The organism is Siphonobacter sp. SORGH_AS_0500 (assembly GCF_031453245.1).
Taxonomy (GTDB): domain Bacteria; phylum Bacteroidota; class Bacteroidia; order Cytophagales; family Spirosomataceae; genus Siphonobacter.
On sequence record NZ_JAVIYT010000007.1, the window covers coordinates 22,935 to 38,230 of the forward strand.

The following is a 15,296-nucleotide window of genomic DNA, read 5'->3' on the forward strand; positions in this document are numbered from 1 at the left end:
CTTTCTTGTTAAAAAATGTAAACAACTGATTAATAGATAATTGAGTTATGGCACGGTTGTGGCATATACTAAGGTAGTCACAGCCTTTCAAATTTCAATTATTACATGGATCGGGAAGTACAAATCGAATACCGCAACCGGCAACGGAACCGAAAATGGCTCATTGCCTCGGGTCTGGTGTTGGTTATTGTTGCGGGTATTTACGCCGTCAGAACCACCTTACAGAGTTCCATCGAAAGCTCAAAAATTCGTACGGCTACGGTAAGTACGGGGGATGTCGAAAACACCTTGACTGCTTCGGGAGAAGTCATTCCAGCCTACGAACAAATCATGACGAGTCCTATCCGGGCCAGTATCAAACGGGTGTTACTGACTTCGGGCACGCCCGTAGAACCGGGTAAGGCCATTCTGGAGCTGGACAAATCCCTGACCCAGATTGAGTACGAAAAAATGCAGGATCAACTGGAGTTGAAGCGTAACAGCATTGAACAACTACGGATGAAGCTGAACAAGAACCTGTACGACGCGGAGATTAGCGATAAAATAAAATCACTGAACATTAATAAACTGCGGGCGGATGTGGAAGATTACCGCCGTTTGCAGAAAGTAGGGGGAGCTACTCGCGAAGACATTACCCGGGCGGAAAATGCCTTGAAAATTGCTGAGCTGGAAAAACAGCAGTTGGAAAATGACCTTACCTATAACCGGCAGTCGATGGGAGCGAGCTTGCGGGAAACCGAGCTGGGAGCCCAGATCGAAGGTAAAAACCTGAAAGAACTCGAGCATAAACTAAAAATGGCAGACATCGTTGCTGACCGGAAAGGGGTGCTGACCTGGGTGAATGAAAACATTGGTTCTTCGGTAAATGAAGGGGAGATGCTGGCTAAAGTGGCCGATCTGGGCAGTTTTCGAATCGACGGTTCCTGTTCTGACGTATACGCAGAAGAGGTAAAGACGGGTTTACCCGTTATCGTAAAAATTGGCGAATCAAACTTACGAGGGATGATTAGTCAGGTAAAACCAGCCATTACCAATGGTATTGTCAAGTTTGTGGTGCAGCTCGATCAGGCATCCACGGCCCAGTTACGGCCCAATCTGAAAGTAGATGTTTTCATCGTAACGAGTCGCAGCAGCCACACGTTGCGAGTGAGTAACGGCCCTGCTTTTACGGGTAAACGCAGACAGTTTGTGTACGTGCTCAACGGCAATACAGCCTCTCGCAGAGAAGTGGAAATTGGGCTTTCCAATTTTGACTTTGTAGAAATTAAAAGCGGGCTAAACGTAGGCGATCGGGTTATTCTCACGGATTTAAATCAATACGAGCACCTAAAGGAAATCACAATTAAGCCATGAAAACATTCCTTTACCTGCTTGTATTCCTGCTGAGTTTTCATTCCGGCTGGTGCCAGGACCGGAAGCTGACGCTTGCTCAGGCCGTAGAGTTAGCCCGCCATGAATCGCTGGCGGCCAAGCAGGCCTTAACTCAGAAAAAAACCATTTACTGGCAGTATCGATCCTTTCTGTCGGACTATAAACCGCAATTAAGTCTGAATGGAACCTTACCAGGCTTTACCCGATCATTTATTGAAGTCGTTCAGCCCGATGGAACCATTGCCTTTCAACCCGTATCTAATAACAACTCTATGCTGAATCTGTCGCTTAGTCAGAGTATTGCTCCGACGGGGGGAGTACTCTACGTACAGAATCAGCTCCAGCGGTTCGACGATTTTGCCCGGAATAATACCCGTTACAATGGCGTTCCTTTTGAAATTGGAATCACCCAGCCCCTGTTTCGATACAATGCCATGAAGTGGGATCGGAGAATACAGCCGCTGAAATATCAGGAAGGCATGCAGGAGTTCATTTCATCGATGGAAGAAGTGGCTCTGCGAACGTCTCAGTATTACTTTGAACTGTTGGTCGCTCAGGTAAATCTGCAAATTGCCGAAAAGAATCGCCAAAATAACGATACCCTCTATACGATTGCCAAACATAAGCTTGATTTGGGTCGCCTTTCCCAAAATGATCTGTTGCAGTTACAGATGGGATTATTGACAGCAGAGAAAGATCTGGCTTCGGCTCAGCAATCGGCTACGGTTACTACTTTGCAATTGAATCGCTACATGGGTTTACGAACGGATCAAATGCCCGCTCTGGAAATACCGACGGAGCTTCGGGAGTTTAGGGTAGAAGCTCAGAAAGCCATTCAGGAGGCATTTATGAACCGGGCCGATGCCATTACTTTTCAGCGAAGATTACTCGAAGCCGAACGCGACGTGCAACAGGCGGTAAAAGAGAACGGATTAAATGCTTCTTTAAACGCCAATTTTGGACTTTCCAATCAGGGTATTCGTCCAGCCGAAGTATACCGAAAACCGCAGGATCGGGAGTTTGTGGAGTTACAGTTTACGTTACCGATTTTGACCTGGGGCCGCAATAAAGCCCGAACGGAAGTAGCCCGGGCCAATCGGGAATTCGCTCAGCAGTCGGTTGAACAGGATAAGATTACGTTTGAACAACAGATTTTTACGCAGGTAACCTTGCTGGAAATGCTTCAGAAGCAAGTAAAACTCACTCGTTTAGCCGACGAAATTGCCGCGAATCGGTATCAGATTGCCCAGGATCGATTCATCTTAAGTAACCTTAGCGTAACCGATTTAGTCATTGCCACGCAGGAAAAAGACCGGGCCAAACGGGACTATATTCTGGCCCTGCGGGACTACTGGCAGTCGTACTACAGCCTGCGGTTATTAACCCTTTACGATTTTGAACGAAACGAAAAAATTGTTTATAACTAACTGAAATTCATTATGATCAAGCTTCAGAATGTCGAAAAAGTATACCGCACCAGTTCGGTTGAAACACTGGCCTTGAATAATATTAACCTGACGGTGAATAAGGGCGAATTTGTCTCCATCATGGGGCCGTCCGGTTGCGGAAAAAGTACGCTGTTAAACATCATGGGCCTCCTCGACGAACCTTCGCAGGGCCACATCGAAATTGACGGCCGGCGGGTGGAGAGTTACCAGGATCAGAAGCTGGCCCGGTTGCGTAATGAAAAGCTGGGTTTCATTTTTCAAAGCTTCCACCTGATTAATGATTTGTCGGTATTGGATAACGTAGAGATTCCTTTGCTGTACCGCAATACTTCAGCCAAAGAACGCCGTGAACTGGCCCGCGAAGCCTTGGAAAAAGTAGGGTTGAGTAACCGGATGAAGCACTTTCCCAAGCAACTATCTGGGGGACAGAAACAACGGGTCGCCATTGCCCGGGCCATTGTGGGCCGACCTGAAATCATTTTGGCTGATGAGCCGACGGGTAACCTCGACAGCGTCATGGGCAATGAAATCCTTTCCATCCTTCAGAAACTCAACGCCGATGGGGCCACGATCATCATGGTGACGCACGACGATTCCATGGCCCGTCAGACGCATCGCCTCATCCGCCTGTTCGACGGCACCCAGGTGCAGTAATTAGTCCTTCGATTCACGGTTTTCAGCTCTTCTGCTATGATACTCAATTACATCAAAATTGCCTGGAAAGTCCTGCTACGGCACCCTTTCTATACTTTCATTACCCTCTTTGGCATCAGCATTACCCTGACGGTACTGATGGTGGTTACCTCATTCATGGATCACCTGCTGGGGGTGCATTATCCCGAAGGCAACCGCGACCGTTCGCTTTTTGTAACCAGCGTGGTGCAGAAAGATACGACTCGAAGCAGTCGAAGCAGCAGCCCGATGAGCGTTCGATTTATTCAAACGTATCTGAAAACCATGCACACGCCCGAACGGGTGGGGATGACCTCAATGTTTACTTTCGCCAATGCGTACGTGAATGGGAAACGAATCAAACTTTTTACCAAATACACCGATGCTGATTTCTGGCGGGTATGTACGTTTGAATTTCTGGACGGAAAGCCTTTCGCCGAACCGCAGATCAAAACGGGCGATCAGGTAGTCGTCATTACGGACGATTTTCAGAAACAGTATTTTGAAGACGACGGCAAGACCGTCATTGGCCGGGAAGTCGAAATCGAAGGGCTGCGTTACCGCGTGATTGGCGTGGTGAAAGGCAGCCCGGCTACCCGCCCGTATTCGTACGCGGACGTGTATTTTCCGTATACCGTACCCAAGAGTAACTACGAACGCGGAAATATGCGGGGAAATTTCATTGCGATTCTGATGGCTAAGGATAAATCCGAACTCTTGACCATGCAGTCTGAATTTCAGCAGGCCATGAGTCGGATTCCTCAGTCAGGTACGGAATATGGATCAAAGTATACCAATTTTACGATCAAAGCCGAAGGTTACGCCGATCAATACATGACTTCTTTTTTTGGGGATGACGACAGTCGAAGGGTATTTTTCTTCACCGTCGTCGCCATCATCCTGCTGATGTTTATGGGCTTGCCGGCCCTGAATCTGGTCAATGTTAACGTGGGACGCATGATGGAACGGGCTTCGGAAATTGGCGTTCGGAAAGCGTTTGGAGCTCCGGCCAAAACCTTACTCTACCAGTTCATTGTCGAAAATATCTTCATTACGTTCATCGGCGGCAGCCTGGCTCTGGTGTTTTCGTTCGTCATCATTCAGCTCATCAATAACAGCGGCTGGATTGCTTACGCCGACCTCGCCATTAACCCAACCGTTTTTCTGGTGAGTCTGGCGGTCTGTTTTCTTTTCGGGTTACTGTCGGGCGTGTTACCTGCCTTCCGCATGTCGAGACTGAAAATCGTCGATGCTCTGAAGTCTTAATTCGTTCATCTAAAGCTATTTATTACCTATAAAATCCAGCTTTATGCTTCGCCATTTTTTCACTCTCATCTGGAATAAGCGGAAAACACATGCCCTGCTTATCGTTGAAATCTGGGCCTCTTTTCTGGTGCTCTTCGGCGTGTTGACGTTTCTGCTGTCCAATCTGCGTAATTACCGCGAACCCATCGGTTTCTCCTACGAGCAGGTATGGAGTATGGAGCTGACTAACAATCAGGATACCACCGACGTGCCCGCCAAGGTAGAAAGCATCCTGCGACGCATTCGGGCGTATCCCGAAGTGGAAAGTGCCAGCCGCATGAGTTCGAACACGCCCTTTACCATGAACAACATGAATAATGGCGTCAGCTATCAAAATGTCAGCACCATGGCTGAGTTTTACCGAACGGATGAATTGCTGTATCGGACGTTGGATATTACCATGCAGAAGGGTCGCTGGTTTGGCCCGCAGGATCGCTCCGCCCGGTACACGCCGCTGGTCATTAATCAGAAATTACAGGAAAAACTCTTTCCGGGTGAAAATCCACTCGGAAAGATGATCAAAAAAGACGATACCCATTTCTGGAAGGTGGTAGGGGTAGTTGAAACGTTCAAAGGCAAGGGAGAGTACATGAATAATACGCCCGCCATCTTCGAACCGCTGACCGAAAAAGATTGGGACATGAGCATTCTCATCAAGACCAAGCCCGGAACGGACGCTACCTTCGAGGCTAATCTGGTGAAGGACGTTCTGGCGATGGTGCGTAACTGGGGAGCGGAGGTCACGTATCTGACCGAATCCCGGAAGACGCAGCATAACCTGACACTGGTTCCCGTCATCATCTTCGGGATCATCAGTACTTTTCTGCTCATTAATGTAGGATTAGGCCTGTTTGGTGTTCTAAATTTGAACATCGCCCGCCGCCGAGGTGAAATTGGGTTACGACGGGCGATGGGAGCCACCGAAAAAAGTATATCCCTGCAATTTCTGGGTGAAATCTGGGTATTGGCAAGCTTTAGTATCCTGTTGGGACTGTTGTTCGCCGTTCAATTTCCCCTGCTTCACGTCTTTGACATGGACGCCGGGATTTACTTGCTGGCGATGGCCGTGGCGGTTGTCATTATTTATTTAATTGTTACGCTTTGTGCCTGGTACCCCAGTCGTCAGGCTTCCCTGATTGCTCCGGCGGTGGCCCTGCACGAAGACTAGGCCGACAGAAGTTTTCCGATCACCTTCCGCCTTTGTTAATTTCTTACATTCATGATCTTAGTCGTTGACGACGATATGGCTATCCGCACTTCTTTATCCCTTCTCCTCAAAAAAGAAGGGTTTAAAGTGTTGGGAGCCGGTTCCGCAAAAGAGACCTTCGAGATTTTAAGGCAGCAAACGCCCGAGCTGATCTTGCTGGATTTGAATTTTTCGATGGAAACTTCTGGCAAGGAAGGTATGGCTTTGCTGGATGAAATCCGGCGATTGCAACCGAATCTTCCGGTAATCCTGATTACGGGTTGGGGTAGTATTGATCTGGCCGTTGAGGGAATGAAAAAAGGAGCCCGGGATTTTATTACCAAACCCTGGCAGAATGAACACGTGGTACAGTCAATTCGGACGATTCTCAATTTATCACAGACGGCCAGTGTTTCTTTAGGACGACAGAAATTACAGGAGAAATACCAGTTTCAGCACATTGTTGGACAGGACGTGAAATTGCTGGAAATTCTGGAAACCATTGGCCGCGTGGCTCCTACGGAAGCCTCCGTTTTGATTACGGGCGAAAGTGGCACGGGAAAAGAACTCATTGCCGAGGCTATCCACCTGAATAGTCGCCGCAAAAGCCGACCTTTTGTGAAAGTAAACCTGGGAGGTATTTCTGCAAGTTTATTTGAAAGCGAACTCTTTGGCCACGTTCGCGGAGCCTTTACCGATGCCAAAATGGACCGGATTGGCCGCTTTGAATTAGCGAATCGGGGCTCTATTTTCCTGGATGAAATTGGCGAGCTGGATCTTTCCAGTCAGGTAAAGTTACTGCGGGTCTTACAGGAGCGGAGCTTTGAACCGCTCGGCAGCAGCAAAAGTCGCACGGCAGATGTGCGAATCATCTGTGCGACCAACCGGAATCTCGAGGAAATGGTAGCTCAAGGGACATTTCGTGAAGATTTATATTACCGTATTAACCTGATTTCTGTGAAGTTACCCACCCTCCGCGAACGACCCGAAGACATTCCCTTGCTGGCGGAGTTTTTCATGAATAACCTCAAGGAAATCTACAACCGTCCGGCCCTGCAACTAAGTGCCGCCAGCGTGCAGTGGCTCAAAACTTTAGCCTTACCGGGGAATATTCGCCAATTGAAAAACCTGGTGGAGCGAACGGTATTACTTTCCCGCCATGACCGATTGGAAGTCAAAGATTTTCAGTCGAATCTGACGATGAGTCCCACCTCGGCCCGAAGTTTGCCCGAAGTAGGTACCTTAACGCTGGAAGAAATGGAATTTCACATGATTAAAAGGGCTATGGATTTCCATCAGAACAAAGTAGCAAAAGTGGCCCGATCGTTAGGAATAACCCGATTCACGCTTTATCGTAGACTCGAAAAATATGGTATTTCTTACGATGCCGATGAAGTATGAAACTATCCAACCGACTCCAATATATCTTTTACATTACGGCCCTGCATTTGTTGTTAATGGGGCTGGTGTACCAGCTTTTGTTTCAAAACAAAGCTCTATTTATTGCTACGGAAGTCATACTGGTTCTTTCCATTGGCGTAGCGATTCATCTGTATCAGAGTTTTAATCAGCCTATTGCATTTATTCGTTCGGGCATTGAAGCCATTAAGGATAAGGATTTTACCGTCAAATTTGTCCCGACTGGAAAGGGAGAAGTGGATACGTTGATTGAGGTGTACAACCTTATGATTGACCAGCTTCGGGAGGAACGAACGCGTTTGCAGGAGCAGCACTTTTTTCTGGATAAACTGATTGAAGCCTCTCCGGTATCTTTGCTCATTCTGGATTTTGATGAACGAATAGCCGTCCTCAATCCCGTTGCCTTACAAACGTTCGGGACCGCAGTAGTGGGAAAAAAGCTGGAGAATGCTGAAAACGCTCTGCTTCTTCAGATGAGTTACATGACTGATGGCGAATCTCAAATTTTAAAAACAGACGGCGTTCAAGCCTACAAAGTGCAGCGTTCTCACCTGATGGATCAGGGCTTTCGCCGCTCGTTTTTCATGTTGGAAGAATTAACCACGGAGCTATACAAAACCGAAAAAGCCGCGTACGGGAAAGTCATTCGGATGATGGCTCATGAAGTCAATAATACCCTCGGAGCGACCGATTCGATTTTACAAACCACCCTTCACTCCTTACCAGAACCCGAATTTTCGGATTTTATCGAAGCTCTGCGGGTAGCCAGTCAGCGAAACGGTCGTCTTTCTCAATTCATGCGAAACTTTGCTGATGTCGTTCGATTACCTCAGCCGCGAAAAGAAACCATGTCTCTGAATGCTCTGGCCGAACAAGTGAGTGTATTTATGCGAGCTTCTGCTACGGCTCAGGCCGTTACCATTCATACGCCCCAATCTCTGGAACCCTGTTCACTATACGCAGACGTTGCTCAGCTCGAACAGGTATTAGTTAACATTTACAAAAACGCCATTGAAGCCGATGGCAGTGAGATACGAACGGAGATTCGGGCTCATGAACTGTGCATTTTTAACAACGGAAAGCCAATTACACCCGAAGAGTCTTCACAGCTATTCAATCCATTTTACAGTTCAAAAAGCAACGGACAAGGCATTGGCTTAACCTTAATCCGGGAAATTCTGGTGAACCACGGCTACAACTTCACCCTAAAAACCCAAAGTAACGGCTGGACAGTTTTTCGAATTGAGTTTGCTATGGTTTAGAGTTTTCTCGCCGTGGCTGGTGTCCTCACCAGCCATTAATAGTGGTTGGTGAGGACACCAGCCACGGCGGATGCTTGCCCATCCTAAAAAGCAAAGCAATCAAGCATTTAAAGTAGAGACACGACTTCATCGCGTCTGGGTAAAAGACAGTTTTTTCCTTTACACCGTCGTTGGTGAGAACCAACCACAGTTTGCGTACCAATGACTGGTGAGACACCAGCCATGGCAGAGAAAGCTAAACGCAATGAAGTCGCGTCTTTACTTAATGAAACATTCTTATACTATTCTGATTTGCAAATCTGAAAGGCATGCATTCCAGTGTCGAAGACGGTATTTTAGCCATCTGCCTTAACAACACGGCCTAGTAAAGAATATTTAAAAATATCTAATCTTACACTCTACTGCCACTGAAGGCGGTTTTACTTCGAATTTAAAATCATGAAAGGTCGGCTTACTCATTCCTGAAAGATAAAAATTGGAAAACCCGACACCCTCTTTGGGAATACCGAGCATATTCTTTTCCATTTTTCCACTGTTGTTTTCATCATCCACCAAAGCCAGTCCATACGTACCGGCGGGCACCTCCAGCGAAACTTTCAAAACACCTTTAGTAATGGCAGACTTCGGGAATTTTTGTCGGGAAACGGGCTTCTCGTCTTTAAAACCCTGTTGATCTTTAAAGACTGCAATGATAATTTGACCCTGATTGGATTTGATATTACTAACCGTAACATTCACGGTCTGAGCATGAGCCTCAATCAAAAAGCCGGAAATGATACTGAGTAAAAAACCAGAAACTACATAGCGGAAAGAAAACATGTTATTTTGTTTATAGCGTTCGTGAGAAGGAATTTGCGATCCTTGTGTATAACGGAAAATCTTCGGTGATGGTTATGCAGAGATTATAAATCTCTTACAGAGTGCTTTCGGATTACAAATCCGAAAGAGCGTATTATGTAAAGGGTATAAATTAGGGCAGTTAGGTTAGCTACTGATGAAAGCTACAACTGTCAGAGAGTCAATGTAATAGGATACTCATTTTCTAGCAGTTACTGGATTGGAATGACTATTTAGGATAAGCCATGAGCATAATTACTAAAACATCCAACCCAACTAATACATAGAAATGAATAATTACTTTGATCCTGAAAAGAGTAGAAATGCTCCTTCTATGATGAGCCGAAAGGGCTTTTTGCAAACGGCTGGCATCATGGCCGTAGGTGCGGCGGGTGGCCTTGCGGCAGCTTGTGAGTCGAAAGGCCAGAACCCTTCTTATCCGGTTGCTACCACTAGTAATTATACAAGCGAAGGCGGCCAGCAGGTGCCTTCTTCGCCTGCGTTTTCGCCGCCAGCCAAAGTACCCGGGGATTTTGATAAACCCATTGTGCTGGAAGAATGGAAATCTGACGCTGACCGCAAACCCGCTCCAACGCCTAATCCAGTTCCCAGTGATCAGCGTATAGGTTATGCCGTTGTTGGCCTGGGACATTTGTCACTGGAAGAAATTTTACCAGCATTAGTAGCTTGTAAAAAATCAAAAATTGCCGCTTTGGTCAGTGGTAATCCCGAAAAACTGAAGCACGTAGCTCAGCAGTATGGGGTCAAACCCGAAAGCTGTTACAGCTACGAAACCTACGATAAACTAAAGGATAACCCCGAAGTTCAGGTGATTTATATAGTTCTGCCGAATTCCATGCACGCGGAATACACCATTCGGGGAGCTCAGGCTGGAAAGCATATTTTGTGCGAAAAACCCATGGCGAATTCCGCCGCCGAATGTCAGGCCATGATTGATGCCTGTAAAAAGGCTAATCGTCAACTGATGATCGCCTATCGCATTCAATATGAACCTTTTAATCTATACATTCGTGAAAAAATACAAGCGAGTGAATTCGGAAAACCCAAGTTCATAGATGCTTACAACTGCCAGTCTTCGGCAAATCCTCAGCACTGGCGACACATTAAAGCACTGGCCGGAGGTGGGGCGTTGCCCGACATTGGTTTGTATTGCCTAAACACAACTCGCTTTATTTTAGGAGAGGAACCTACGGAAGTGTATGCCACCGTATACAGTGATCCCGAAAATCCTTTGTTCAAAGAAGTGGAGGAATTTTGCTCTTGGCAAATGAAGTTTCCGAGTGGTGTTATCGCCAATTGTGCGACGCATTATCATGTTCATGAATCCCGCAAGTATCGGGTAATGGCTGAACGAGGCTGGTACGACTTGGATAACGCTTACGCCTATACAGGTCAAAAACTAATGACCTCCCGAGCCGATGGTGAAATTGTGCGGCAGGAAAACGTAAGTATCATGCCTAAAAATCAGTTCGGAGCTGAAATGGACTATTTTTCTGAATGCATCATCGAAGATCGACCGGCTTATTCGACCGGGGAGGAGGGCTTGCAGGATCAGCAGATTATGGAAGCCATTTATCAGTCAGCCCGCGAGCGACGTCCGATAAAGCTGGCCCTGATTGAAAAGAAAGACGCTTTTCGCGGACCTCGCTCCTTTAACCAGAAAGCTTAGCTTCCAGGAAATGATAAAATGCACCGATAGCTTAAACTATCGGTGCATTTTATCATTAGGATTAAAAGAGGGAATTGAACTAAAGCTAAGCATTGGGTTTTTACTGGTATGAAAATCGTATGACGAGTATTCGTTGTAAAAGTATGGAAAGTTTTCGTAAAGCCGTTCAGTCCTATTATCCCATCAGCGAAGCCAGTTTACGTGCGTTTGAGGCACTGTTACGCCCCCGCTTTATTCCCCGGCATACCTTCTATTTACTACAGGGAGATATTCCCCGAACTATCGCTTTCATTAAAAAAGGACTCTTCTCGTATTATTATACCGCCGAAAATGGTGACGCGGTTATCAAGAAATTTTTTCCCGAGGGCTATTTTATTTCTTCAACGGCAGCCATGCTGACGGGCACTTCCAGTCTCTTTAGTATTTATGCACTTGAGGATACCGAAATTCTGGAATATGACTTTCAGGCTTTCCGGCAGTTGATGCACAGCTTTTCGGATATGGCTTATTTTCAGATCTATTACCTTGAAAAAAACTGGGTAATTGACAAGGAAGAACGTGAGCTTTCGCTAAAATACAAACCCGCCGTAGAGCATTACCTGGAGTTCATGAAACAATATCCCTCCCTCCAGCACCGACTGAAACAACATGAAATAGCGTCTTATTTGGGGATTACGCCTACGCAGCTTAGTCGGATAAAAAAAGAATTAAAACATCAACATATGTAAATGTTTTGGGTGTATTTATTCGAGAATTTTGCCCTCAACCTACCAGTTAAGGGAATGAAAAAATCAGTAAATCTTGTTCTACTCTTACTAATCATCTTAAGTCATACGAAAGGCTGGACGGCCCATCTGGATACACTTCAGGTGTTTAGTCCTTCGATGAAAGAATCTATTCAAACCATTGGCCTTCATTACCCTGAGCAATTAGGAGCGTTGGGAAGTATGTGCAGAGCGGTTGATTTCAAACCTTACGGCAAAGACTACGGAATCGCTAAAATTTTGGGTAATAAGCTAAGCGATTGGGATGCCTACACAGTGATAACTCAGGCTAGTCAGCTTGCCACTATACATCAGAAAATTCTGATAGACTGAGGCCCAGAAGACCCTTTGATTCAGGATAACCACAAATGACATGAGTTTTTACTGAAGCAACACATTGCTCACGGTTACACTGAGCGACCCGGTGGTCATACCTGGCATTATTGGTCAAAAGTGGCCGAACATCAGTTACTTTATTTTCATTTATTCTTTACTTCATCTCCCGAAACACTTGGAAAAAATTAAAGGTAGTATACTGGTGGCGTTAGGTGCCGCCAGTTATGGGGTGCTGGCCACCTTCGTGAAACTGGCTCACGGTCAGGGATATAGCACCGCCGAAATCACTTTCTCCCAATTCATCATTGGATTTGTAACCTTAGGCTTACTTCAGCTTTTCCAGAAAAAACAGCCCATAACGCAGGGGGGGAATTCAGTTAATACGCGACTACAACTGATGCTGGCAGGAACTTCGTTGGGTTTGACTAGTACATTTTATTACCTGACGGTTCAATACCTGCCCGTTTCGGTTTGTATTATTTTGTTAATGCAGTCCATCTGGATGGGACTTTTGCTGGAATGTGTGCTTATGCGAACCTGGCCCACTTTGCGACAAATCATTAGTACTCTGATGGTATTAATAGGAACCATGCTGGCAACAAATCTGATTCAAACCGAGGTAGTTTTCAGTGGAAAAGGGTTAATGTTTGGCTTGCTGGCGGCGATGAGTTATACGGTTTCGATGTATTCCTCGAATAAAGTCGCTCCGCAACTGGCAGCCATTACCCGAAGTATGTATCTGGTACTAGGTGGACTGTTAGCCATTATTATTTTCTGGAATACCAGTCTGATTGATTCATTCAGGATTTCGGTATTATGGCCCTGGGGCGGCTTCCTAGCTCTTTTCGGTACAATCATTCCTCCTTTACTTTTCACTCGCGGTATGCCCATGACAGGTATTGCTCTGGGGAGTATTTTAGGTTCCGTTGAGATTCCGGTGTCCATTCTGTGTGCTCATTTGATTCTACACGAGAAGGTGATAGGCATTCAATGGCTGGGTGTGGTACTAATCATCACGGCTGTTTTTGCCTTAAATGTTAATTTCAGACGAGGGAAAGCTTTAACCTCATAACAAATAAAGAGGCTAATCATAAGGCTAGCCTCTTTATTTGTTAATTATTATAACGTTTTTGTTGCGTTATGTTTTAATGTTGATGGAAGAACCCTGAAAGGATATGTGAAGTGAAATTTTAGCTAAATATAGGCAAAGCGTGCGTTTGCCTAGGTTAGAGAGGACAATTACAGGACTTCGTCTATATTTCAATCTGTCATTTTAGGTGAAGGAAGCTTGAATATTAAAGCAGTCACTCGGTTATGCCGAGTGACGAAGTGGAGTGCAGGCCTCTGGCCGATGGTAACAAAGGCATTTCCAATTAGTCAAAGCTTTCTTTTTCTACTATATTTCTTTGCCTCAGACGGCCAGAGGTCTACTGTTAGTGAGTCACTTGGCAGAGCCGAGAGACTGGGGAGAAACAAATTATTCATAAAAAATTGCTAAAAGGCAGCGTGCCTAGTTTCAAACCGAAATACGCTGCATATTAGTTTGCGGTTATCGTGAAAGAAGCATTGGTAACGCTGAGCGTCGCAGACGCTTTTCAGCCATCCGCGACACAGTAGCGGACGAACAGTGCCTATCACTCTGTCATCCAGAGCGAAGCGAAGGACCTTATTCTCTTTTTCGAACTTATTAGGTCATGAAAAAACTTCTCCCGAAGTTGCCTGGCTTTGGTCGAGTGTCTGCGAGGGGGTCTTTAACCACCTTAGAGCCGTTCCATGCTTACATAAGGTCTCTCTCTTCGTTCGAGATGACAGGCGGGAAATTCCGTTTAAACCTCGAACTTACTGATGCGAGATTCCACCTCGTTCCTGCGATAAGGCAGGTTCCTACCTGCCCTTAAATCCCAAACCTATCATTAAAAACAAAGCGAAGAACATGACCTCAAGGAAGCTTCACTAACTCCAACACTGGAAAGATCTCTCTCTTCATGAGAAATGACAAGGGAGGGAGTTTGGTTACACTCAGAGCTGTTATTCACAGCAAAGCTAAGGAGCTTATCTGCCTTGCTTTCTAATGCTCGTGACTAAAGGTTCCAGAAATTGGAACTTAACGATTACCTCAGACCAGACCGTATCATAAGACTTAAAGATGATTCTTACGAAACTGAGCCGGGGATTTGCCTACGGTCTTACTGAATAGTCGGATGAAATATTTATAATCCTCATAGCCCAATGCATAAGCAATTTCCTTAATGCTCTGACTGGTATAAAACAGACGTCGCTGAGCTTCGTGAATGATCTCCTGTTGTATGAAATAGGTGGAAGAAAAGCCCGTGATGGATTTCACAGTGTCATTCAAATAACTGACAGTAATGTTCATTCTGGAAGCATAATCGGCAGGTTTTTTCAGGTTCAAAAAATGCTCTTTCACCAGTTTCTGAAAAGTTTTTGAAATGTCAATGCTCCGCACCGAATACTCCTGAATTCGCTTTGTTTCCTGGGCCTGAAATAGATTGGCGGCCTGATAAAAGAAGGCATTTAATAAATGGTGCAGAATCGGGTTTTGAAAGAGCTCCACCTGGGGTTGATTCACACAGCAATCAATCAGCCTGAGTAAATCGACAAACCATGCCAATTGATCCGTATTTAGATCCATCAATACAATTCTTGAAATTGCCTGATCAATGGTATTTCGGGCATTTAGATCAATGAGAGACGGGTTAAGGGCAATCATCCAACCTTGGGCATCTTTCATGTGACTTAGGTGATGTACCTGCCCCGGACAAGAAATTAATAATCCAGCTGTATGAAAGCTAATATTCTGAAAATCAATACTGAAGTTTACAGAACCTTTTTCCAGAATAAAACAGCAGTAATGATCGTGCCGATGAGGAATCATTACTTTTTCCTTAGCAGAGGGGTTTATTTCCTCGAAGGCAAATGATTGAATTTCAATGCCTGACCCACTCTCAATGATTGAGTAGAGTGCTATATTTTCCTGAGTCATAG

13 protein-coding genes are annotated in these 15,296 nt (G+C 45.6%); 11 read left to right on the forward strand and 2 right to left on the reverse strand.

The features are described 5' to 3' along the window. Window positions 1-105: 105 nt before the first annotated feature. The 7 genes from QE357_RS22610 to QE357_RS22640 are packed head-to-tail and all read left to right on the forward strand — an operon-like array spanning window position 106 to window position 8,663. The gene (locus QE357_RS22610; protein ID WP_307143790.1) at window positions 106-1,353 is read left to right on the forward strand and encodes an efflux RND transporter periplasmic adaptor subunit; all 1,248 of its coding nucleotides are present in this window, start codon (window positions 106-108) and stop codon (window positions 1,351-1,353) included. Continuing rightward, window positions 1,350-2,798, forward strand: coding sequence for a TolC family protein (locus QE357_RS22615; RefSeq protein WP_309712846.1), 1,449 nt, complete (start codon window positions 1,350-1,352; stop codon window positions 2,796-2,798). The genes QE357_RS22610 and QE357_RS22615 overlap by 4 nt, the downstream gene beginning before the upstream one ends. 12 nt (window positions 2,799-2,810) lie before the next feature. After that, window positions 2,811-3,473 carry an ABC transporter ATP-binding protein gene (locus tag QE357_RS22620; RefSeq protein WP_309712849.1) on the forward strand — a complete coding sequence of 221 codons (663 nt, stop codon included), beginning with the start codon at window positions 2,811-2,813 and terminating at the stop codon, window positions 3,471-3,473. A 36-nt stretch (window positions 3,474-3,509) separates the two neighbouring features. Beyond that, a complete protein-coding gene (locus QE357_RS22625; protein ID WP_309712852.1) occupies window positions 3,510-4,757 on the forward strand; it encodes an ABC transporter permease in 1,248 nt (415 codons plus the stop codon). A 43-nt stretch (window positions 4,758-4,800) separates the two neighbouring features. Continuing rightward, the gene (locus QE357_RS22630; RefSeq protein WP_307143786.1) at window positions 4,801-5,964 is read left to right on the forward strand and encodes an ABC transporter permease; all 1,164 of its coding nucleotides are present in this window, start codon (window positions 4,801-4,803) and stop codon (window positions 5,962-5,964) included. A 51-nt stretch (window positions 5,965-6,015) separates the two neighbouring features. After that, window positions 6,016-7,383 carry a sigma-54 dependent transcriptional regulator gene (locus QE357_RS22635; protein ID WP_309712856.1) on the forward strand — a complete coding sequence of 456 codons (1,368 nt, stop codon included), beginning with the start codon at window positions 6,016-6,018 and terminating at the stop codon, window positions 7,381-7,383. Beyond that, window positions 7,380-8,663: an ATP-binding protein gene (locus tag QE357_RS22640; RefSeq protein WP_309712858.1), complete on the forward strand. Its 1,284-nt coding sequence runs from the start codon at window positions 7,380-7,382 to the stop codon at window positions 8,661-8,663. The genes QE357_RS22635 and QE357_RS22640 overlap by 4 nt, the downstream gene beginning before the upstream one ends. Window positions 8,664-9,038: 375 nt before the next feature. On the opposite strand, the gene QE357_RS22645 is transcribed toward QE357_RS22640, so the two are convergent. Beyond that, window positions 9,039-9,482, reverse strand: a complete 444-nt coding sequence (locus QE357_RS22645) for a DUF2141 domain-containing protein (protein ID WP_309712861.1) — start codon at window positions 9,480-9,482, stop codon at window positions 9,039-9,041. 307 nt (window positions 9,483-9,789) lie between these two features. On the opposite strand from QE357_RS22645, the gene QE357_RS22650 reads away from it, so the two are divergent. From QE357_RS22650 to QE357_RS22665, 4 genes are all read left to right on the forward strand, one after another. Then, entirely contained in the window at window positions 9,790-11,190 is a 1,401-nt protein-coding gene (locus tag QE357_RS22650) for a Gfo/Idh/MocA family oxidoreductase (protein WP_309712864.1), read from the forward strand. A 143-nt stretch (window positions 11,191-11,333) separates the two neighbouring features. Beyond that, window positions 11,334-11,918, forward strand: coding sequence for a Crp/Fnr family transcriptional regulator (locus tag QE357_RS22655; protein WP_307143778.1), 585 nt, complete (start codon window positions 11,334-11,336; stop codon window positions 11,916-11,918). Window positions 11,919-11,972: 54 nt separating this feature from the next. Then, window positions 11,973-12,287 (forward strand): hypothetical protein, encoded by a 315-nt coding sequence (locus QE357_RS22660; protein WP_309712868.1) that lies wholly within the window; start codon window positions 11,973-11,975, stop codon window positions 12,285-12,287. Between the two features lie 178 nt (window positions 12,288-12,465). Further along, window positions 12,466-13,362: a DMT family transporter gene (locus QE357_RS22665; RefSeq protein WP_309712872.1), complete on the forward strand. Its 897-nt coding sequence runs from the start codon at window positions 12,466-12,468 to the stop codon at window positions 13,360-13,362. Between the two features lie 1,068 nt (window positions 13,363-14,430). On the opposite strand, the gene QE357_RS22670 is transcribed toward QE357_RS22665, so the two are convergent. After that, entirely contained in the window at window positions 14,431-15,294 is an 864-nt protein-coding gene (locus tag QE357_RS22670) for a helix-turn-helix transcriptional regulator (protein WP_309712875.1), read from the reverse strand. Window positions 15,295-15,296 lie beyond the last annotated feature (2 nt).

Excerpts from the sequence above, each read along its gene's own strand:
- QE357_RS22610 (WP_307143790.1), top strand. The coding sequence starts at position 106 with ATGGATCGGGAAGTACAAATCGAATACCGCAACCGGCAACGGAACCGA.
- QE357_RS22615 (WP_309712846.1), top strand. The coding sequence starts at position 1,350 with ATGAAAACATTCCTTTACCTGCTTGTATTCCTGCTGAGTTTTCATTCC.
- QE357_RS22620 (WP_309712849.1), top strand. The coding sequence starts at position 2,811 with ATGATCAAGCTTCAGAATGTCGAAAAAGTATACCGCACCAGTTCGGTT.
- QE357_RS22625 (WP_309712852.1), top strand. The coding sequence starts at position 3,510 with ATGATACTCAATTACATCAAAATTGCCTGGAAAGTCCTGCTACGGCAC.
- QE357_RS22630 (WP_307143786.1), top strand. The coding sequence starts at position 4,801 with ATGCTTCGCCATTTTTTCACTCTCATCTGGAATAAGCGGAAAACACAT.
- QE357_RS22635 (WP_309712856.1), top strand. The coding sequence starts at position 6,016 with ATGATCTTAGTCGTTGACGACGATATGGCTATCCGCACTTCTTTATCC.
- QE357_RS22640 (WP_309712858.1), top strand. The coding sequence starts at position 7,380 with ATGAAACTATCCAACCGACTCCAATATATCTTTTACATTACGGCCCTG.
- QE357_RS22645 (WP_309712861.1), bottom strand. The coding sequence starts at position 9,482 with ATGTTTTCTTTCCGCTATGTAGTTTCTGGTTTTTTACTCAGTATCATT.
- QE357_RS22650 (WP_309712864.1), top strand. The coding sequence starts at position 9,790 with ATGAATAATTACTTTGATCCTGAAAAGAGTAGAAATGCTCCTTCTATG.
- QE357_RS22655 (WP_307143778.1), top strand. The coding sequence starts at position 11,334 with ATGGAAAGTTTTCGTAAAGCCGTTCAGTCCTATTATCCCATCAGCGAA.
- QE357_RS22660 (WP_309712868.1), top strand. The coding sequence starts at position 11,973 with ATGAAAAAATCAGTAAATCTTGTTCTACTCTTACTAATCATCTTAAGT.
- QE357_RS22670 (WP_309712875.1), bottom strand. The coding sequence starts at position 15,294 with ATGACTCAGGAAAATATAGCACTCTACTCAATCATTGAGAGTGGGTCA.